Raw genomic sequence first — 23947 nt, forward strand, 5'->3', positions numbered from 1 at the left:
ACATCAATTAAAAATGCAAACGCCCCCCCCCTTAAAATGCAAAATTCCCTCAAAACCCCCTCCGCTAATACACTCGAAACGTCAGCAAAAAACAACAATACAAACACTAAAAAAAAGGACTCAATTGCCATTATTGGGATGGCTGGTTTTTTTCCAGAGTCAGATTCTATTGAAGAATTTTGGCATCAATTAGAGCGCCAAGAGTGTCTTATCAAGGAAATTCCAGATGATCATGATCCTGATGAAACGGTACTTTCCAAGAAAGGAGCTTTTATCAAAAACCTTAGAAGATTTGATGCCAATCTCTATCATACAATAAGTGCAGAAGCAAAGTACATGACCCCTCAACAACGATTGTTGTTAATGTCTGTATGGCATATGTTTGAGGACGCTTGTATTTTACCTGCTTCTCTTGAAAATAAGAGAGTTGCCGTAATTGTTGGAAAAGAAATTAACCCTTACGCTGAATATTTGAATAAAGCGCCTATTACAGCATTTACTAATTTGAGCATGTTTGATACGTATTTACCCAATCGAATATCTCATTTTTTTAACCTTAAAGGCCCGAGTTATTGTATAGATACGTCTTGTACAAGTGGATTAACGGCGCTTCATCAGGGCAAAAAAATGCTCAAAAATAATGAGGTTGATTATGTTGTCGTAGCTGGTGTTAATTTAATATATGGAAAAGAATGGACCAAGTCCTTTTATGCCGGGACAGAATCCTTGGGTTTAATGACCAAGGGGGGAAGTAGCAATACGCCATTTCAAAATGAAGCTTCAGGTTTTACATCTTCCGAGGGGGTGATAAGTTTGTTGTTAAAACGGGGAGATAAGGCTTTGGAAGCGGATGACAATATCCATGCATTTGTTTTAGGATCTTCATCAAATCATGCAGGACATGCAGGAAACATTACGTTTCCTGATGCCAAACAACAAAGTAGTGCTATAATTGAAGCCGTTAATGAAGCTGGAGTTCCATTACATTCAATCACGCATATTGAAGCGCATGCATCTTCGTCGGTATTAGCAGATTCAGAAGAAATTAAGGCATTCAAATTAGCAGAAAATCACTTTAAAAAAGGGAAGGGAAAACAGAAACAAACTACAGCCCCTTGTACGATAAGTTCTCTAAAACCCAATATCGGTCATATGCACGCTGCATCTGGTTTAGCATCATTAGTGCGATTGGTTTATGCTTTCAAAAAACAAAAAAAGTTAGGCATAAAAGACTTTACGAATCTAGGTGACGAAATAAGTTTGGAAAAGTCACGCTATTATATGTCGGCAAACGATGAAGATTGGTCAAGATTAAAAGATGCTGATCAAAAAGAAATTCCAAGACGGGGTGCCATAAATAATTATGGCGGAGGTGGAAATAACATCCACATGATTTTGGAAGAACATATTGCCGAAAAAGAAGAAAAAAAAGATTCTGGCGTCTATTTTTTAGCGATTTCAGTCGCAGAAGAACCTCAGTTTTTAGACTATGCGACACATATTAAAAATTACCTGGCAACAAATGATTGTAATGAACTTGAGGTAGAATATAATTATTTGGTGGGACGAAAAGTGTTGGGTCATCGCATTGTGTTCCGATATAAAACCATTGAAAACTTAATTCAAAAGCTATCTAAGTTTATTGATTCAGAAGGAAAAAGTGGATACTATACCAAAGGCAATAGTAAGGATAGTTTAGATCTAAATGAAATATTTCTAAAAAACGGAAAAATAGTAAAGTTTCTTAATGATCTCAATGACCATGAAGATAAATCCTTTTTGTTCGATTTGTGGACCAAGGGATACGAAACGCCCATTCAAGAGTTTTATAAATCCATACCCGTTCACAAAACCTCCTTACCAGGTTATCCTTTTAAGTTGGATACTTATTGGTTGGACATATATCAAGATTCCGCAAATAATTCTGGGAATGGTTCATATTTTGGTTCATTGATGCATCCGTTATTGCATAATAACGAGTCTAACGTTTCAGAACAAAAATACAAGAGCATTTTTACAGGAAACGAACCTTTCTTGGATCATCATCAAATAAGAGGCGAGAAAGTCCTTCCTGGGGTTGCTTATTTAGAGTTGGCCAGAGAAGTAGGTTCCCGTTCATTGGAAAAGCAAGTCACACAATTGAAAGATGTTGTTTGGCTGAATCCCATTCGCGTAAATAAAGATCCAAAAGAAATCCAAATTAGCTTGTTTGAAGACCATCATGATATTGCTTATGAGGTGTATAGCAAGTCAACAGAAAATCCGGATGAAGAAATTATTCATTCAAAAGGAAAATTAAGTACAGAACCGCAAATACAACCAGATCCAGTTGATATAGAGAAGATAAAAGCCTCTTTGAAAAATGAGAAGAGCGGTAAGGCGTACTATGCCTTATTCGAAAAACTGGGATTAAATTTAGGAACTAGTTTTAAAGGTATTGAGTCATTGTTTTATAGTGATTCTGCTGCTTTGAGCAAGATCGCTTTACCAAAAGAAGAACACTTTATTTTACAACCTGGGTTGTTAGATAGTGCCTTACAAACTTGTGTTGGATTAAATCTTGGACAAGGAAGGACGACATTGAATATTCCTTTTAGTATAAAAGATGCTATGATATTCGGAGATGTTCATCAAACCCGTTGGTGTTATGTCCGCAAAAGTGAAAACAATAAATCTGGGAGCCATATTGTTAATTATGATGTTGATTTAATAGCAGAATTTGGTGAAGTATTATTGAGTTTCAAAGATTTTGTAGCCCTGCCAGTTGATGGAGTCAAACAAGAATCTATCGAATCGGAAGAAAAAACAAATGAAGAAGCTAAAAGCGCAGCAACAGATTCGAGCCCGTATCAAGTTGATGTAGAAAAAGTTATTCTCGAATTTGTATCCGATTTATTAGGTAAGGACCCGAGTATTATCCCAACTCAGACTACTTTGGGAGATTATGGATTCGATTCTATAGTCATGACCGAACTTACGAATGTCTTAAATGATTATTATGATATAGACCTTTCTCCAACCGCTTTTTTCAATTATCCTAATATAGAAAAATTAGCCTTTCATATATCTGAAGACTATCTTGAAAACGTACAAAAACTGCACAAATTAGGAGTGCAATCTGGAGAAAAACCTGAAAAGGCACTTCCTTTACTTAAGTCAAAAACCATTGATAAGCTATCGAAAAAGAAGCGGTTCTTTTTTAAAAATCATTCAAATTCAGGAGGACATTTGTCTTCAAAATCCAATAATGAACCTATTGCTGTTATAGGGATGAGTTGTCGTTTTCCAGGTTCTCCAGATGCTGATAGTTTTTGGGAAAACCTAAAAAACAATAAAGATTTGATTAGCGAGGTTCCTGAAGACCGGTGGGATTGGCAGGAGCTGTTTGGTGATCCACAGGTTGAAAAAGGGAAGACCAAATCCAAATGGGGCGGATTTATTGAGGATATGGACAAATTCGATCCTTTATACTTCAAGATTTCTCCATTGGAAGCAGAACTTATGGATCCCCAGCAACGTCTTACTTTGGAAGCAACCTATCATGCTTTAGAAGATGCAGGTATTCCTTTTGAAAAGATAAAAGGAACAAATACAGGAGTGTTTATGGGCGTCTGCACGAATGATTATTCGTCAATGACAATTAAACATACTGATGATACAAGCCTAGCCCAATATTCTACTGGAACTTCCGATTCTGTTCTTGTGAACCGAATCTCTTATCTATTGGACCTTCACGGGCCAAGTGAACCCATAGATACAGCTTGTAGTAGTTCGTTGATAGCCATTCATAGGGCAGTAGAACACATCAGGAGCGGGCGTTGTAATATGGTCATTTCCGGAGGTGTAAATGCCTTGCTAAGTCCGGAACTTACCTTATCCTTCAGCCAAGCGGGCATGTTGAGCGAAGATGGCAGATGTAAAACATTCGACCAAAGCGCCAATGGTTATGTCCGTGGCGAGGGAGTCGGTGTTGTCGTTCTCAAATCCCTAAGTCAAGCAGAAGCGGATGGCGATAGAATCCATGCTGTTATTCGAGGGACGTCTGAGAACCATGGCGGAAGTGCTAATACCTTGACTTCCCCGAACCCTAATGCACAACGAGATCTTTTACTCGAAGCTTATCGATCGGCTAATATCGATCCCCGAAACATCGGTTATATGGAAGCCCATGGTACTGGAACACCGCTTGGAGACCCCATTGAAACAGAAGGTTTAAAACTTGCCTTTAAGGAACTATACAAAGACAGAGGTCTGGATTTTCCAGAAGTTCCACATGTAAAAGTAGGAAGTGCAAAGACCAATATAGGGCACCTAGAAGCGGCCGCAGGTGTTGCTGGTGTGATCAAGGTGATCCAATCGCTCAAACATAAAATGATTCCGGGCAATCCCCATTTAAAAACTCCTAACGAATACCTAAAACTTAAGAACACTCCATTGAGCTTACAAAAAGATACTACCAGCTGGGAGGCCAATGGTGACCACCCACGAGTTGGAGGAGTAAGTAGTTTTGGATTTGGTGGGGCAAACTCGCATATAATCCTAGAGGAATATCATCAGAAGTTAAGGGAATATCAAAGCAATGATCTCGCGATAATCTTACTTTCGGCAAAGAATCCAGAACGATTAAATGCCCAGGTTTCAAACCTGATAAGTTATCTGGAAGAACATGATTCCGTTAATATATTTGATATCGCTTACACCTTACAACTAGGTAGAGAGGCCATGGAAGAACGTTTGTCGTTAGTTGTAAATACCGTAGATGAACTAAAATCTAAATTAATAGCTTATAATTCGGGAAAAGGCACTTCGGTTTTCAAAGGAAATATCAAAAAGAATAGCAACGATATCATGCTAACCGGAAGCGCAGGAAAAAGTTATATAGAAACAGCAATTCGAGATAAAGAAGCTGTTTCCTTAGTGCAGCTCTGGGTAAAAGGAGTGATCATAGATTGGAATATGCTCTATTCTGAAGAGAATATACCTAATAAAATCAACCTACCAGTATATCCATTTGCAAAGGAGCGCTATTGGATTACAAAATCAAAGACCACCGGACTATCTAATGGAATAGGGAAGCTTCACCCGTTATTACATCAGAATCGTTCCAATATGGAGGAACAGAAATTCACCAGTATTTATAGCGGTAAAGAGTCCTTTTTATCAGAACATATTGTAAGAGGTGAAAAAATACTTCCAGGAGTAGCCTATTTAGAATTGGTCAGGGAAGCAGGAGCTCAAAGTCTTGATCAACCTGTTACCCAATTGAAGGATATTAAATGGCTGGATCCCATTCGGGTTAATGGAGAAACCAAAGCGATTCAGGTTAGCTTATTTGAAGATGAAGGAAATATAGGATACGAAGTTTACAGTCAGTCAGAAGATAACCAAGAAGTTATTCATGCTCAAGGTATACTAAGCACAGAGCCATTACTGATGCTACCGAAAGTAGATATCGCTCAAATCAAAAGTCGTTTAACCCATCAAAAAGCAGGAGCGGAGTATTATAAGGAGCTCAAATCATGGGGTTTAAACTTAGGGAGGAGTTTTCAAGGCATGGAGACTTTATACTTTAGTGAAGAAGAGGCATTGAATAAAATCCGATTGGATATAAAACCAGATTATGTACTTCAGCCTAGCTTAATGGATAGTGCCTTACATACTTGTTTAGGAATAAACTTTATAGAAGATTCCAATGTTTTAAAATTACCGTATGCTGTTGACGACGTCACTATTTATGGAGATGTCAGCCGGACGAGTTGGTGTTATGCGCGTGATAGTAAAAGCGGTAGAGGTTATGATATTGATTTATTATCAGATGAAGGTGATGTATTATTAAGGTTTGTCGATTTTATAGCATTGCCGGTAGAAGGCGTTCAAGATACCATTGATACTTCAAAAGAAAACTACGCTTCGTTAGACTTTTATACTGGGACATGGAAAGAAACCCCTGTACAGCAATTGGATTCAAAGATTTCCAATGAAATAGTTTTACTCGCTGGAGGGTCGGATCGTTTAGCAGAAAAAGTATCAAAAGCACTCCATAATGATGTGATAGCCATTAATGAGAATAACGAAATTGATTTCTATACTAAAGTTCAGGAAATCATAAAATCGAAAATACATGTAACAGAACATACACATATAACTGTAATATATCGTAATCAAGATGTTGTGAACTACAGTTTTGTTCGTGGATTGTTAAAAACGTCTGAACTTGAAAATCCCAAATTAAAAGGGAAGGTTATAGGCGTAGATAGTTTATCTATTAAAGAATTAAGTGCGCTTGTTGACATCCTTCAATCCGAACACCAAGATTCTACTAAAGAAGTGCGTTATGTTTCAGGACAAAGAGAGGTTCAACATTTAGAACCTGTTGCTTTATCCGATAGCCAAGCTGTGGTCAAGGAAAATGGCGTGTATCTAATCACTGGAGGAACAGGTGGTTTAGGAAAGTTATTTGTCAGTTATTTGGCTGAAGGTAAGAATGTTAAGCTCATACTAACAGGGAGAAGTAAAACCAGTAGGTTAAGTGCCGCAGCACTTAAAAAAGTGAACGCTAGTTACCACTGCTGTAATGTTACCGATAAAGATGCTGTTGATGCATTGATTCATGAGATACTTGATACCCATGGTAAACTAAATGGCATTATTCACGCTGCAGGAGTTCTAAAAGACAGTTTTTTAATAAATAAATCCGAGGAAGAAGCTCGGGCTGTTCTTTCACCAAAAATAGATGGCGCCAAGTATATTGATCAGGCGACCAAGGAAATCGATTTAGATTTCATGCTTTATTGTAGCAGTATAGCTGGGGTGTTAGGAAATGTAGGTCAGGCAGATTATGCAAGTGCCAATATTTGGCTTAATGATTATGCAAGACACCGTAATGAACTTGTACGAAAAGGCAAGCGAAAAGGGCATGCCATAAGTATCAATTGGTCGTTGTGGAAAGATGCAGGCATGCAAATGGATGCCGAAAGCGAAAAGTATCTCGAAAAAAAATGGGGCATTCAACCATTGCCTTCTAATCAAGGGATAATTGCATTTGAAAAACTATTGAAAAGTAATTTATCACAAGTCGTGGTAACCTATGGGAAAGGTAAAAAAATAGCTTCAAAATTAGTACGTAATTATCAAGAAAAAGCAAAATCGGTTGAAACACCAGTTCTGAATGCTTCAGTTTTAGTCGCTAAGGTTGAGAAAGTGCTTTTAGAGATGGTATCATCTGTTTTGAAATTAGAAATAAGCGCATTAGATCCAGAAAAAGATTTTGGAGATTATGGGCTTGATTCCATATTATTAACGCGTCTTTCCAATGTACTTAATGATTATTATGACATAGATCTTTTACCAACATCCTTTTTCAACTATCCTACCATAGCGGAATTGACCTTGTTTTTATCTGAAACCTATGTTGATGAACTAAGCAAAGTGCATAAACCAGAGACAGCACCAAGTGAAACTGCTGAAACTCAAGTTGAGGAAGCAAAAATTTCTTTTGATGTATCGAAAAGAAAAAGGCAATTTTCTCGAAAAGGAATTGTAACACAATCAAGTGATTCGCTAGTAACCAAAGCATTATCCAATGAACCTATTGCTATAGTAGGTATGAGTTGTCGTTTTCCAGAATCTCCAGATCCAGATAGTTTTTGGGAAAACCTAAAAAACAATAAAGATTTAATTAGTGAAATTCCGGAAACTCGTTGGAATTGGCAGGAACTTTATGGAGACCCACAGGTTGAAAAAGGCAAGACAAAATCCAAATGGGGAGGATTTATTGATGATATCGACAAATTTGATCCCTTATATTTCAAGATTTCTCCTTTGGAGGCAGAACTTATGGATCCTCAGCAACGTCTTACTTTGGAAGCAACCTATCATGCTTTAGAAGATGCTGGAATACCTTATGAAAAGTTAAAAGGAACAAATACTGGCGTATTCATTGGAGTATCTGGTACAGATTATTCATTAATGGTAACTAAGCATACCGATGATACAAGTTTGGCTCAATACTCAACGGGTAGTACGCATTCCATTTTAGTGAATAGAATATCATATTTATTGGGACTTCATGGTCCAAGTGAACCCATCGATACGGCTTGCAGTAGCTCGTTAATTGCTGTTCACAGGGCTGTAGAACATATTAGAAGTGGACGTTGCGATGTGGTTATTTCAGGAGGCGTAAATGCCTTGCTAAGCCCAGAACTTACGCTGTCTTTTAGCCAAGCAGGCATGCTGAGCGAAGATGGAAGATGTAAAACATTCGACCAAAGCGCCAATGGCTATGTCCGTGGAGAAGGAGTCGGAATTGTTGTCCTCAAATCACTCAGTCGAGCAAAGGCAGATGGCGATAGAATTCATGCCGTTATTCGAGGAACATCCGAGAACCACGGAGGAAGCGCCAATACGTTGACTTCTCCAAACCCCAATGCTCAAAGAGATCTTTTACTTGAAGCCTATCGATCTGCTAATATCGATCCCCGAAACATCGGTTATATGGAAGCCCATGGAACCGGAACCCCACTAGGCGACCCAATTGAAACAGAAGGATTAAAACTAGCCTTTAAGGAATTGTACAAAGATAAGGGGCTAAAACTTCCCGAAGTTCCACATGTAAAAATAGGCAGTGTAAAGACGAATATAGGGCATTTAGAAGCAGCAGCAGGAGTAGCCGGAATGATAAAAGTTATCCAATCGCTAAAACATAAAATGATTCCAGGGAACCCTCACTTAAAAACACCCAATGAATACCTAAAACTAAAAAACAGCCCATTAACTTTACAAAAGGATACCACCAGCTGGGAAGCCAAAGAAAATCATCCAAGAGTAGCTGGAGTAAGCAGTTTTGGTTTTGGAGGAGCGAACTCGCATATTATCTTAGAAGAATACCATCAAGAATTAAAGGAATACCAAAGCAACGACCCAGCGATAATTCTACTTTCTGCAAAAAATCCAGAACGATTACAAGCACAAGTTTCGAACCTGGTAAATTACCTAGAAACGAATAGCCCTGTTAACTTATATGATGTTGCATACACCTTACAACTAGGAAGGGAATCTATGGAAGAACGCTTGTCATTAGTTGTAAATAACATAGAAGAATTAAAATCTAAACTAAGCACCTATCAGTCAGGAAAAAGAACTTCGGTTTTCACAGGAAATATCAAAAAGGATAACAACGATATCATGCTAACTGGAAGCGCAGGAAAAAGCTATATAGAAACAGCAATTCGAGATAAAGAAGCTGTTTCCTTAGCGCAGCTCTGGGTAAAAGGAGTGATCATAGATTGGAATATGCTCTATTCTGAAGAGAATATACCTAATAAAATCAACCTACCAGTATATCCATTTGCAAAGGAGCGCTATTGGATTACAAAATCAAAGACCACCGAACTATCTAATGGAATAGGGAAGCTTCACCCGTTATTACATCAGAATCGTTCCAATATGGAGGAACAGAAATTCACCAGTATTTATAGCGGTAAAGAGTCCTTTTTATCAGAACATATTGTAAGAGGTGAAAAAATACTTCCAGGAGTAGCCTATTTAGAATTGGTCAGGGAAGCAGGAGCTCAAAGTCTTGATCAACCTGTTACCCAATTGAAGGATATTAAATGGCTGGATCCCATTCGGGTTAATGGAGAAACCAAAGCGATTCAGGTTAGCTTATTTGAAGATGAAGGAAATATAGGATACGAAGTTTACAGTCAGTCAGAAGATAACCAAGAAGTTATTCATGCTCAAGGTATACTAAGCACAGAGCCATTACTGATGCTACCGAAAGTAGATATCGCTCAAATCAAAAGTCGTTTAACCCATCAAAAAGCAGGAGCGGAATATTATGAGGAGCTCAAATCATGGGGTTTAAACTTAGGCAGGAGTTTTCAAGGCATGGAGACTTTATACTTTAGTGAAGAAGAGGCATTGAATAAAATCCGATTGGATATAAAACCAGATTATGTACTTCAGCCTGGCTTAATGGATAGTGCACTGCATACTTGTTTGGGAATAAACTTTATAGAAGATTCCAGTGTTTTAAAATTACCAGACTCAGTTGGAGAAGTAACTATATATGGCGATGTTAGCAAGACTAGTTTATGTTATGCACGCAAGAGTCAAGAAGGTAGAGGTTATGATATTGATTTATTATCTGATGAAGGAGATGTGTTATTAAGATTTAAAAATTACATCACGTCGGTTGAAAATGGTAATAAACCAAATCATGAAGTCCAAATTACCACTAATAAGCAAAAAGAACCAAAAGAAAAAATATTCAGTCAATCCGTAACGTCAACTCTTAAGATTTCTAAAATAAAAGAAGAAAAGAAAGTTATTGAAGTGGAAGCTGAAACCACTCTAAAAGATATTTGTTATAAAGGGATTCTTCAAGTCTTGATGGGAATGGGAATTGAAAATGGTTCTGATGCGGATATGGAAAAACTCCGTATAGATTTGGGGATTATAGATAAATATCAAAGGTTATTCAATGAGTTGATCAGGAGTCTGAGTATTTCCAATTATTTATCTATAGAAGAAAATAAACTCGTAGTTTTTAAAGATACACTAAAGCTTTTTAAGTTAGAAGAAACATTTAATTCTGCAAAAGAAGCGTATCCAGATTATACAGCTTATTTTAATTTATTAGAAGCTTGTTTAAAATCGTTTGAAGGTATTCTTAAAGGAACGATTCGATCTACTGATATTATTTTCCCAGAAGGGAGTATGGATTTAGTGGCTGGAATTTATAAAAAGAATGAGCACGTTGATTATTTTAATAGACTGCTATGTCAATTAGTAAAAACAGCTGTAAAAAACAGCATTGCTAATCTTGAAGAAGGCGAAAAATTTACCCTATTAGAGGTAGGGGCAGGAACAGGAGGAACTAGTGAATTGTTATTCGAAGTTTTGAAAGAATTTAAGGATCATATCCGATATATCTATACTGACATATCAAAGAGTTTCCTCATTTATGCTGAAGATAAATATAGAGATGTTGCGACTTATCTTGAAACTACACTTTTCAATATTGAAAAGACTCCCGTTAATCAGGGGATAGATTTTGGTACTTGTGATATGGTAATAGGAGCCAATGTTGTTCATGCTACAAAAGATATTAAGACAAGTATTAGTAATATTAAGAGTGTCTTGAAAAAAGAGGGTATATTATTACTTAATGAGCTCGCAGAGACAGAAATGTTTTTTACTTTAACCTTTGGTCTTTTAGAAGGTTGGTGGTTATATCAAGATAGCGAACTAAGGCTTGAAGGAAGCCCCGGATTACCTGAAGAGAATTGGAAAAAAGTATTTACTAATACAGGGTTTGATAACGTTGTTTTTTATCCTCAGAACGAAAAAAGTACTCAACAAATTATAGTAGCTAAAAGCGATGGGGAAATTGAAATTTCTTCAGAATTAGAACAAGAAACAGAATCAAAACATACCAAAAAAATAGAAGATTCTAATTTTTCTTCAAATACTAAATTAGTTCAAAATGCAGAAAACTATTTGAAGGAGATTATTAGTAGGGTATTGAAACTGGATAAAGATAGAATCAATACAAAGGCTGATTTTGGGTCTATGGGGATAGATTCTATTCTGATAGGAAGTATTACCAAAGAAATTTCTGAGGATTTTCCTGAACTATCCGCATCTGTTTTTTTCGAATACTTAACTATTAATGAATTAGCAAGTTATTTTGTTGAGGAATATGAATCTTTTTTCAAGAAAGAAGATAATAATGGAGATCTATCAACTATAAATGATGGATTAAAAATGAAAGAATCCCAATCTCTTAAATTTTCCAAAAGAAAACGATTTTCTTCAAAAGCAATAAACTCTTCGGAAACCAATAAAAAAAATGTTGTAACAGTTGCTCCTAAAGAGCAAGAGGTCAAACAACAATATGAAACTGTCGATTCTGAAAAATTAGATGTCGCAATTATAGGTATGGGAGGGCGTTTTAGTTCAGCTTCAACAGAAGAGGAGCTTTGGGATAAAACAATTTCTAATTCACAATTAAAAGTCGACGGTTTAAATGCGGAAGTTTCTTATGGGAAATTAGCGGATTTAGAATATGAATCTGTATGCGCTACACTAAACCTAAGTGAGTTCGATTTATCAATGATGTCGTTTCAAGAACGATTAATTTTTGAAGAGTTGACCAAATCAATGCTTAAATATGGGGTGAAAAAAGAAGATTTGTCTTCTAAACCGACCGGAGTGTTTTTAGCAGCACAACAACAAATTTATAAAGGTGGTACTGGAGATAGTTTTTCATTAGTTCATCTTATTCCAAATAAAATCTCCTATCATTTAAATTTAAAAGGACCAAGCGAATTTGTTAATACTGCTTGTACGAGTAGTTATGTAGCTATTCACAGGGCAATACAAAGTATGGCATCGGGTGAGTGCGAACAAGCTATCATAGGCGGTATTAATGTTATTTCACCTGAAGAGATGTCGATAGAAATTTCGGAATTTAACGAAGTGTTTAGTAAAAAAGGATATACCTTAAGTTTTGGTGATAATGCTGATGGTTATGTGCGAAGTGAAGGCGTAGGAGTTCTTATTATTAAGTTATTAGAACATGCTAAGAAAGAAAATAATCAAGTTTTAGGAGTGATAAAAGGAAGTTCGGTATTTCATGGAGGAAAAGGATTTTCTTTTGATGCCCCTAACCCTAAAGGGCTTAAGAATGTCATAGAAAAAAGCTTGATGAAATCTAGTATTCCAGTTGATACTATTGATTACGTGGAAGCCCATGGAATAGCGAATCGTATTGCGGATGCTATGGAATTAGAAGCTATAGATTCAGTATATAAAAAGTATTCTAAAAACCCGAAAAAGAAATGGCATATTGGAACAGTAAAACCTGTTATTGGTCATACAGAACTAGTTTCGGGAATAGCTTCAATCATTAAGGTTTTAAAAGCTTTTGAGCACAAAATGATTCCTGGTATTGCAGGTTTAGAACAAATAAATACGGAGCTAAATCCGAATCATTCTTTAGTTTTTAACAAACAATCCCAATATTGGGAAAATGGAAATCATCCCAGACGAGCTGCATTAAATAGTTATGCTGTTGGAGGAATGAATGCTCATATTGTATTGGAAGAATATTCGAAACCGGGAGTGGATAAAGAACCAAGAAATAGCACTTTTGAGGAAAGGAAAGGCGAAAATCGAACGAATCAAGAGGCAAATAATCGAGAAAGTTTACAAAATAAAATAAAGTCTATTGCGGAAGATACTTTTGAGATAAAAATGGAAGCTCTTGATTTAAGTTTATCTCCTATTGATTATGATTTTGATTCTGTAAAAGTGATCCAATTTGTTCGTAGAATTAATGAATATTTTGAAGTAGAGGTTAAAATGGGACAAATTTTAAGTGCTGATGATTTCGAATCGGCATTTAATATCATTGAAATGGCAATCACCAATTTAAATGGCAATGTAGATGAAAAAGAAAAGGAGAAAAAAACACTTCCAGAAAAATATCCATTGTCTGAAGGACAGAAAGGGCTATGGCATATTCAATTATTTGATCCTAATTCAATTGTCTATAATGTTCCTGTTGGTTTATGTTTGAAAGGAGATATTGATGCGGATTTAATTTATAAGGTTGCAGAGCATATATTGGAAGCTTACCCCGCTCTTCGAGTTGTATTTGCTATGGATGCTGAGGGTGAATTATTTCAAGAATTACGACCTGCTAATGGACTATTGTTGCAAGATGTTCAAGAATTAAAAGACGATGAAAATAGTAACGATGTTTTCAAAAGACTCTTACACACCCCTTTCGATTTGTCAAAAGAAGTCATTCGTTTGCATGTTCGAATAAATAAAAGGGAACAAAAAACGTATGCACTATTTGTTATTCATCATGCTGTCTTTGACGGTACTTCATTCACACCGTTTATTTCGATGTTTACGAAATCATTAAAGCAATTAAGAATGGGGAATTCGCTCTCTAAGAATCGTGCTTCAGATAGGACTTATTTTGACTTTGTTGCCTGGGAAATTGATTATATCCAAAGTAAACAAGGTCTTGAAGATTTGTCTTATTGGCAGGAAAAATTAAGTGGTGATATAGAAAAACTAAGTTTACCATATGATCATGTGGATGAGGAGGCTCTAGAAGTATATGAAACCAATGGTATTGAAAAAATTGAATTAGATGGAGAACTATTAAAGGTCTTAAAATCCAACGCCAAATCTTTAAAGGTAAATCTATCATTATACTTGTTAGTTGCTTTCAAAATCTTACTTAATCGGCTGACTAATCAAGAAGATATTTTAGTTACGATGCCAACTAGCGGTCGTCCCAAAGAAGAATTTGAAAAAGGTATTGGGTATTATGTAAACATGATGCTTACTCGAACTGAAGTTTCTGGAGAGAAAGGTTTTTTGGATGTGCTAAAGGCATTAAAATCTGAGTTCATGGTTGCTATAGACCATCTTAAATATCCGTACCCGAAAATGCTAACAGAAATAGGGTTGGTAAAAGGAAGTGGTGATACGCTTTTTTCTACATCATTTATTTATCAAAATATTTTTGATGAGACTTTAAATTTAAATCCTGAGGCAGAAGTTCGTTTTATGGATAGTGTACAGCAGGAAATTATCAATGAATATTCAATGGAAATTCTTGATTTAGAGGAACAATTTACCATCCAAATAAAATATAAGAAAAAGTTGTTTTCTGATAGTTCTATCAAAAGACATCTTGAGTATTATAAAAGAATACTAGAAGCAACGATTACGAATCCTAACATAAAGGTGACAAATGTTAAAATGTTATCTGAAAAAGAAGAAAGTCAACAGTTATATGTATGGAACGATACTAAAGTAACTTACCCTAAAGGAAAGAGTATTCATGAGTTATTTGAAACGCAAGCGAAACAAACACCTAATAAAATTGCTTTAATGTTTGAAGGAACGGCATTAACGTATGAAGCATTAGAATTTAGAAGTAGAAAGCTTGCCATTTATTTACAAAACCGAGGTGTGAAGACCGAAACTTTGGTGGGTATCTTTATGGAACGATCAATTGAAGTTATTGTAACAATACTTGGTGTACTAAGATCGGGAGGAGCATATGTTCCGATTGATTGCGATTACCCGAATGAGCGAATTAACTATATAGTAAATGATAGTATTGTAAATGGAAATGACGAAAACGCCACAAAATTAATACTCACTCAAGATTACCTTAAAAAAGACCTTGTAAATACCATAGAAAATCAGAATATAGAGGTGTTTTCAATAGCATCGGATTGGAATGATAATGAAATAATCCTGAATACGACGGAAAATTTAAAGTCGGTTGGTACACCTAATAATGTGGCATACATCATGTATACTTCGGGGTCTACTGGGCAACCGAAAGGTGTTGTAGTTGAACATAAAAATGTTGTTAGGTTAGTTAAAAACTCGAATTTTTATGCGTTTTGTTCTGAAGACGTTTTATTAACTACAGGTGCTCTTTCATTTGATGCCACAACAGTTGAATTTTTTGGACCTCTTTTAAACGGAGGAAAATTAGTAGTATCATCCCGCGAGGTTCTTTTAAACAATCAATTATTATCTCAAATAATTATTAAAAATAATGTGAATATTATGTGGTTTACTTCTGGTTGGCTAAACCAGATAGTAGAAGCGGATTGCGATTTGTTCAAAAACTTAAAAACGGTTTTAGTTGGAGGAGAAAAATTATCTCCAAAACATATTCGCGAATTAAAAAATAATTGTCATGATTTAGAAATTATTAATGGCTATGGTCCAACGGAGAATACGACATTTTCATTAACTTATAAAATAGAAGAAGTCGACGATAGTGATATACCAATAGGGAAACCAATTAACAATACTACAGCTTATATCCTAAACGATTCAAACAAACTTCAACCCGTAGGCGTTTCAGGAGAATTATGTCTTGGAGGAGATGGTGTTGCACGAGGGTATTTAAATAGACAAGATCTCACTGATGAAAAATTTATTAGCAATTTTTTTGATAAAGGTAGGTTATACAAAACTGGAGATTTGGCTCGATGGTTGCCTGATGGAAATATTGAATTTATTGGACGAATTGATAATCAGGTAAAAATTAGGGGATTTAGAATAGAGTTAGGAGAAATAGAAAATGCAATCAACAATCATGAGCATGTACAAAGTAGTGTTGTTATAATTAAAGATTATAACGGCAGCAAGAATTTGATTGCTTTCTGTATTCTTGAAAGAACAGAATTGAACGTTCCAGGTCTTAAAGATTATTTATCGAAAACTCTTCCAGACTATATGATTCCGGCATCTATAGTGCCTATTGAAGAGATTCCATTAACTGTTAATGGAAAGATAGATAGAAAGGCATTATTGAATAGAAATATTGAGGTTTCTAGAGAAGCTAAATTTATTTCACCAACAACAGAAACCGAAGAACGATTAGCCGAAATATGGCAAGAAATCTTGAGTATTGATCAAGTAAGCCTTAATGACAATTTTTTTGAACTTGGAGGACATTCTTTATTAGTTACTAAGTTACTTTCAAGAATTCATAAAAAATTCAATGTTGATTTAGAACTATCTAAGCTGTTTGATTTTCCTGATTTACAAGGGCTTGCTAAAGAGGTGGATAGTAGTCAACTTAAGTTGTTGCCTCCTATAACTATCGTAGAAAAAAGAGAGCAATTACCTTTATCTTCTGCGCAACAACGGTTATGGTTTTTGGCGGAAATAGGACAAGGAAATCGATATCATGTGCCTGCAAAATTTCGTATTAAAGGCGCATTAAATATTCATGCATTAGAGCAAAGTTTAGTTTATTTAATTAATCGGCATGAGAGCCTTCGTACTACTTTCCGTAAAAATGATAGTGAAAATGCTTTTCAGCATATTGATTCTAATGCAATGATTGATGTTGTAATTGTAGATTGTACTAAATTTTCACTACAGGAGAAAGAGAATGAAACTCAAAAGTTATTTAAATCATTAGTATATAAGCCGTTTGACTTGTCTAAGGGACCGTTATTGAGATTTCTAATTATAACACTTGATAAAGATGAGTTTCTATTTGGTTTATGTATGCATCATATTATTTCGGATGCTTGGTCAATAAATATAATGTTTAGAGAACTAAACGAAATTTATGCTGCTTATATAAAAGGAAATTCTCCAACACTTAAACCACTTCCTGTTCAGTATATAGATTATACCATGTGGCAACATGACTTGTTTAAGAATGATTTGTTTTCTAAAGGGCTTGCGCATTGGGTATCACATTTAAAGAATTATACAAATCTTTCACTACCTCAAGATTTTGCTAGACCGCAAATTTCAAGTGGAAAAGGAAAAAGATTGACTATAGAATTTGAGGCATCTACTTTAAATCAATTAAAACAGTTTAGTGTTCATTCAGGAGGAACATTATTTACTAGCTTAATGACTGGTGTTTATATTTTATTACATAAGTATAGCCATCAAGATGATATCTGTGTTGGAGTTACTGCTGCTAACAGACCTCACTCGAACTTAGAAGATTTAATAGGGTTTTTTATTAATACACTGGTTAATCGAATACAATTTGATCAAGATGATACATTGCTTGATATCTTTAAAAAAACACACCAAGAACTAATTCGTAGTCAAGAATATCAAAACATACCTTTTGATAGAATAGTTGATGCCATTCAGCCTGAAAGAGATACAGCTCGAACACCAATATTTCAGGTCATGGTAAACTATGCAAGTATCGATGAACCGTTAGAATTAAAAGAGTCTACCGTTGTTTTTGAGCCTTTAGAATACAATGCTTCGAAGTTTGATTTGACATTTGACTTTTCAAACAACCCAAAAAATGATTCATTGATTTTATCGTTGGAATATAATACGGATATTTTTAGTGAAGACACTGTAAAACGATTCTTAATCGACATACAAAGCATATTAACATCCCTACCAAAACAGCAGGATAGTTTATTAAAAGAATATAGCTTTTTAACGAAGAAAGAACAATATAAGCTATTAGAGAATTTTAATGTCACAAACATAGCCTTTCCAAAAGATCAATGTATTCACAACATCTTTGAAACGCAAGCCAAACAAATTCCAAATAACATTGCTTTATCCTTCGAAGATGAAGAAATAACATATAAAGAATTAGAATACCGAAGTAAAAAACTAGCACTTTATTTACAAAAACAGGGCGTAAAACCAGATACATTAATAGGAATTTGTATTGGGCGATCTATAGAAATGGTCGTTGCTATTTTAGGTGTTTTAAGATCGGGTGGAACATATGTCCCAATTGATCCAGAATATCCGCAAGACCGAATTAACTATATGCTTAATGATAGTGTACTGTCTGGCAACGATGAAAATGCAGTGAAATTTGTAATTACTAATTCCAATTTAAAGCAAAATATATTAGAGGGTTTTGAAGAACAAGGTGTTAAAGTAATTTCGTTGTTTGAAAATTGGAAAGAAAATAAGTTCCTATTAAGTGTAAGGGGGAAATTAAAACATATGAGTAGCCCCAATAATGCGGCATATGTTATTTATACTTCCGGATCGACAGGAAAACCAAAGGGTGTCATTGTTGAGCATAGAAATGTAGTAAGTCTACTTAAAAATAAAGAAAGTCACTTTGACTTCAATGAACAGGATGTTTGGACCATGTTTCATTCTTTTTGTTTTGATTTTTCGGTATGGGAAATGTATGGAGCCTTATTGTATGGAGGTAAATTAATTGTGGTACCAGAAAAAACAACTAAAAACCCTAGTGCCTTTGCACAACTGTTATTTGAGAAAAAGGTTACTGTATTGAACCAAACTCCAGGAGCATTTTATTTACTTCAGGAATTATATCTTTCAACGTATTCCGCTACAGATATTAGATATATCATTTTTGGAGGGGAAGCCTTAAGCCCGTTAAAACTTCAAGAGTGGTATAAAATACATCCTCAAAGTAAATTAATTAACATGTACGGTATTACAGAAACGACTGTTCATGTAACTTTTAAGAGGATTCAAGAGGCAGAAATAAACTCAGGTATTAGCAATATAGGAAAAGCCATACCAACATTAAGTTGCTATATATTGGATGCTGCGCAAAATGTATGTCCAATAGGCATACCAGGAGAATTGTATGTTAGTGGAGTAGGTGTGGCTAGAGGCTATTTGAATCGTCCAGAATTAACGCAAGATCGATTTATACAAAACCCATTCAAAGAAGCCTCAAGGTTGTATAGAACAGGAGACTTGGCCCGATGGCTCTCTAATGGAAATATGGAGTATTTAGGAAGAATAGATAATCAGGTTAAAATAAGGGGCTTTAGGATAGAACTTGGGGAAATTGAAATGCAATTGCAATTCATGGAAGCGATTCGAGATGCTGTTGTTTTGGCAAAGTCGGTAGAAAATGGGAAAAAAGAATTGATCGCTTACATTGTATTCAAAGATGCGGAGCGCTCTACCGCAGAGATTCGTGATTTTTTATCCAAGAGCTTACCAGATTATATGATTCCAAGCCATTATGTTCAATTGGAACATATTCCTTTGACTCGTAATGGTAAAGTGGATAGGAAAGCACTGCCAGATATTGATGGTTCAGGAATTTCAAGTGGGGTGGATTATGTAGCTCCTAGAAATTCCATAGAAAAGGAAATTGCTCAAATTTGGCAAGCACATTTTTCATTAGATCGTGTCGGAATAAAAGATGATTACTTTCAGTTAGGAGGAGACTCCATAAAAACGATTCGTCTTATAAGTATTCTAAATAAGTCGTTCAATATAGGATTTCCAATAGTGTCGTTTTATGAGAACCCAACTATAGAAGGGATGGCCTATTTTATTTCTCAATCTTCAGATCAGGTAAAGGATATAAGGCAATTAAAAGAAAACATAGACAAAACCATTGCCGATATAGAAACGTCTGTTAAGGATAATCATCCGCAACCGCATAATATAGCGAATGTATACCCTATGAGTGACATACAAACAGGTATGATATACACTAGTGAGTTGATGAGAGAAAATAATGAATTAGGGGTATATCATGATCAATTTGTATTTCAATTTAAAGCCTTAGATATTCAATTGTTAACAAGAGCTATGGAGTTAATGGTTGAAAAACATGAGACTTTAAGAACTTCATATCACCTCTACGACTTTAAGAAACAGGTTCAGATTATACACAAGAAAGCTCCTGTTAATATAGAAGTTGAAGATATTAGTAAATTGACTCAGGAGGAAATACAAATCCATATTCAAAAATTCTTAGAGCACGAAAGGATACAAAATCCGTTTGATGTCACTAAAGCGCCTAATTGGCGAATACACATTTTTCAAATTGCAGATTCAGATATTATTTTGACTTTCCAATTTCATCATGCCATGTTCGATGGATGGTCGGAAAAGAATTTTAGGGTTGAATTATTTGAAACTTATAAAGCATTAAAGAAAAATAAAGCCTACCGTCCTGTCACATTAAAATCTAGCATGTATGACAGTATTGTTTCAGATTTTATAGAATCGAGAAATGAAGCTAATATTTCGTTCTGGAAAAATAAGATTTCTGATTATAAGCGCTTGGATATTTTTACTGACAATCAGACTAGTAATCGACTGTTTAAGAAGTATGACAAGCGTTTTACAAGTAAGGTGTTAAGTAAGTGTAAACAGGATAATATTGAACCAAAAACATTATTCATTGCTGGTTATGTCTATATATTGAACTTACTGTCATCACAGGAAGATATAACGGCTGGGTTAGTATCACATAGACGTCCAATTATTGAAGATGGCGATAAATTATTGGGTTGCTTTTTAAATAGTATTCCTTTTAGATTCAACATGCTTCTTTCCAAAGGATGTACTTGGATAGAATATATAAGGCTCATTGCATCAGAATTACAAGAATTAAAAGGAAAAGATAGACTTTCATTAAATGAAATTTCGGTTATGGCGAATGAAAATTATTCGAGTAATCCGTTTTTTGATGTGTTGTTTAATTATGTAGATTTTCATGTACTTGATAAATTTCAAGATAATGAAGAGGTGCATTCAAGTCAATCGGAAAATCAAGAAGAAGATATTTCGTTACTGGGTTTTGAAAGAACGAATACACATTTGGATATTACCGTAAGCCTTACTGGAAAAGAAATAATGATTTTAATTAATCAAGAAAGAGACTTAAAATCGGGACATCAATTGAAAGATTTGGTCGCATATTTTGAGACCTTTTTTAATAATTACTTACTACATGATGGTAAACATGTTAACAGCTTAGATATTATTTCAAAATCCGAAACCCAAAAATTGTTATATGATTTTAATAAAACAGAGATACTATTTCCTGAAGCTAATAAGTGTATCCATAAGCTATTTGAAGTACAGGCAAAGCAAACTCCTGATAACATAGCTTTATCATATGAAAATACTGAAATAACTTATAAAGAATTAGATGAACGCAGTAAAAAACTAGCGTTATACTTACAGAAACATGGCGTAAAACCAAATACACTGGTAGGTATTTGCATGGATCGTTCTATTGAAATGATTATAGGGATATTGGGAATTTTAAAATCCGGAGGCGCCTATGTTCCAATTGATCCTGAATACCCAGAGCAACGTAAAAAGTTTATTGTTTCAGATAGTGTTACAGATAAAGAATACGGAGCTGGTATTATAATTTCACAAGAACATTTAGGTGAATCAATTAGAGATATTACAAAAGAGTTTGGCGTTAGAGAAATAGTGTTATCACCTAATTGGGAGAAAAATCAATCCATTCTTAAAGTAAAAGGAACCCTGAAAAACGAAACGACCTTTAATGCGTTGGCTTATGTTATATATACATCAGGATCAACAGGAAAACCTAAAGGGGTACTAGTAAAACACGAAAATGTTACTAATCTTTTGAGATCTCAAAAGTTATATTTCCAAGTTGAAGAAAGTGATCAGTTTTTATTGTTTTCTAATTTTTCCTTCGATGCTAGTGTTGAACAAATGTATCTTGCTCTATTGAATGGGGGGACTTTACATTTAATTTCTTCAAAGGATATATTAGATATGGAGCGGTTCTCAAATATTCTTAAAAATAAGAAAATAACACACCTCCATACCACCCCATCTTTTATGAGGGAACTCCCATATATACCAGATTCATGTCTTAAGAGGTTGATTTCAGGTGGCGATGTTTTTGATGAAAAAATATTTGCTAGATGGGGAGACAAAGGCGTAAAAATAATCAATGAGTATGGTCCAACAGAGACGACCGTAACTTCAATTCAAAGAGAGATAGCATCAGATGAGAAAAATATTGGAAAACCAATAGGAAATACTTTTTGCTATATCATTGACGCTAGTCATAATATTCAATCTGTAGGTGTTCCTGGCGAATTATGTATAGGAGGGAAAGGCGTTACAGCTGGATATTTAAATAGGCAAGAGCTAACACAAGAAAAATTCATCAAGAACCCCTTTAGAGATGGCATGCTGTATAAAACAGGAGATCTGGCAAGATGGTTACCCGATGGTAATCTGGAGTTTTTAGGAAGAATAGATGATCAAGTTAAAATAAGAGGTTATAGGATTGAGTTAGGAGAAATAGAATATACGCTAAACCAACATGGAAGTATTCAAAACAGTGTTGTTATTGCCAAAGAACATCTTGGGACTAAACAATTGGTAGCCTATAGCGTTCCCGCTATTGAAGGAGAAAAAATTGATCCTCATTTGATTAAAGAATTCTTGTCGAGAAGTCTTCCAGAATATATGATTCCTTCCTTTATCATTTCACTTGACATGATTCCGTTAACAACCAATGGTAAAATAGACAGAAAAGCATTAAATCGAAAAGAATTAGAAATAGCCAGTGTCCATGCGTATGTCGCACCTACAACTAAAATGGAATTAAAATTGGTTGAGATATGGCAAAAGGTATTACATGTTGATCGAATAGGTATTCAAGATAATTTTTTCGAATTAGGCGGACATTCTCTACTCGCAATTCAGTTGATTCAACATATTCGAAATGATTTAAATAAGCCATCTTTTATGTTGAAGGATTTCATCTCTACGCCAACAATTAAGAACCATGCGTTATTGTTGGATAATTCCAAAGATAAGAGGCTAGACCCGCATTTGATTGTATTTAATCAATTAGAGGATACAAGTTCTAATGCAAGCGGCACCTTTATTATACCAGGAATGCCAGGAATCGTTGATGGTTATGAAGCATTGGCGGAAAAATTTGCAGAAAACAACAACTCGGTTTATGGGATACAAATGCAAGGCACATTGAATGGAGATGCTTTTTTGAAGACCCTTGAGGAGCAGGCGGCTCATAACACTAATATCATCAAGAAACTAAATGTTCGTAAAGTAACCCTTGTAGCCCATAGTTATGGAGGATTAGTCGTTAATGAAATGGTTGTACAACTTGAAAAAGAAGCCATTGAGGTAGAAAAAATTGTTTTGCTAGATAGCTATATAGAACTTCCAAAAGTAACTGTTGAAGAAGAAGTAAAGTCATTATTTCTGATGTTATCTGGGAATCTAAACCTGTCTCTTGATACAGATGAAGTCACTGCGTTTTCTGAAAAAATTAGTAATAAATCAGGGAAAGCCAAGCAACAATTAATGTATGATTTTCTTCTTGAAAAAGGAGTTAATGTTAATAAGGCATTTTTCTTCAATATCATTAATATATATGATAATGCTATGAAGATGACCTATGAATTATCTTCGAATTTAACGCATAGCATTGATGTAATCAAAGCAAAAAAATCCTACTCGGATGATCCTACACTAGGTTGGGCACCATATTACAAATCGGTGAATGTTATTGAAACAGAAAGCGATCATTTTGGATTGATAAAAGAGCCTTTTGTTAGTCGGTGGATCAATGAATTGGTATTGAATAATAAAAAATAAAAGCAAATGTTTAACTTAA

1 protein-coding gene is annotated in these 23947 nt (G+C 35.0%); it reads left to right on the forward strand.

What is annotated here, in order from left to right; all coding sequences use genetic code 11:
- The first annotated feature begins 36 nt into the window (after nt 1-36).
- The gene (locus Q4Q40_RS22450) at nt 37-23928 is read left to right on the forward strand and encodes a non-ribosomal peptide synthetase (protein ID WP_303304305.1); all 23892 of its coding nucleotides are present in this window, start codon (nt 37-39) and stop codon (nt 23926-23928) included.
- The last annotated feature ends 19 nt before the right edge of the window (nt 23929-23947 follow it).

Source organism: Flavivirga jejuensis, from assembly GCF_030540765.1.
GTDB classification, from domain to species: Bacteria; Bacteroidota; Bacteroidia; order Flavobacteriales; family Flavobacteriaceae; genus Flavivirga; species Flavivirga jejuensis.

Excerpts from the sequence above, each read along its gene's own strand:
- Q4Q40_RS22450 (WP_303304305.1), top strand. The coding sequence starts at position 37 with ATGCAAAATTCCCTCAAAACCCCCTCCGCTAATACACTCGAAACGTCA.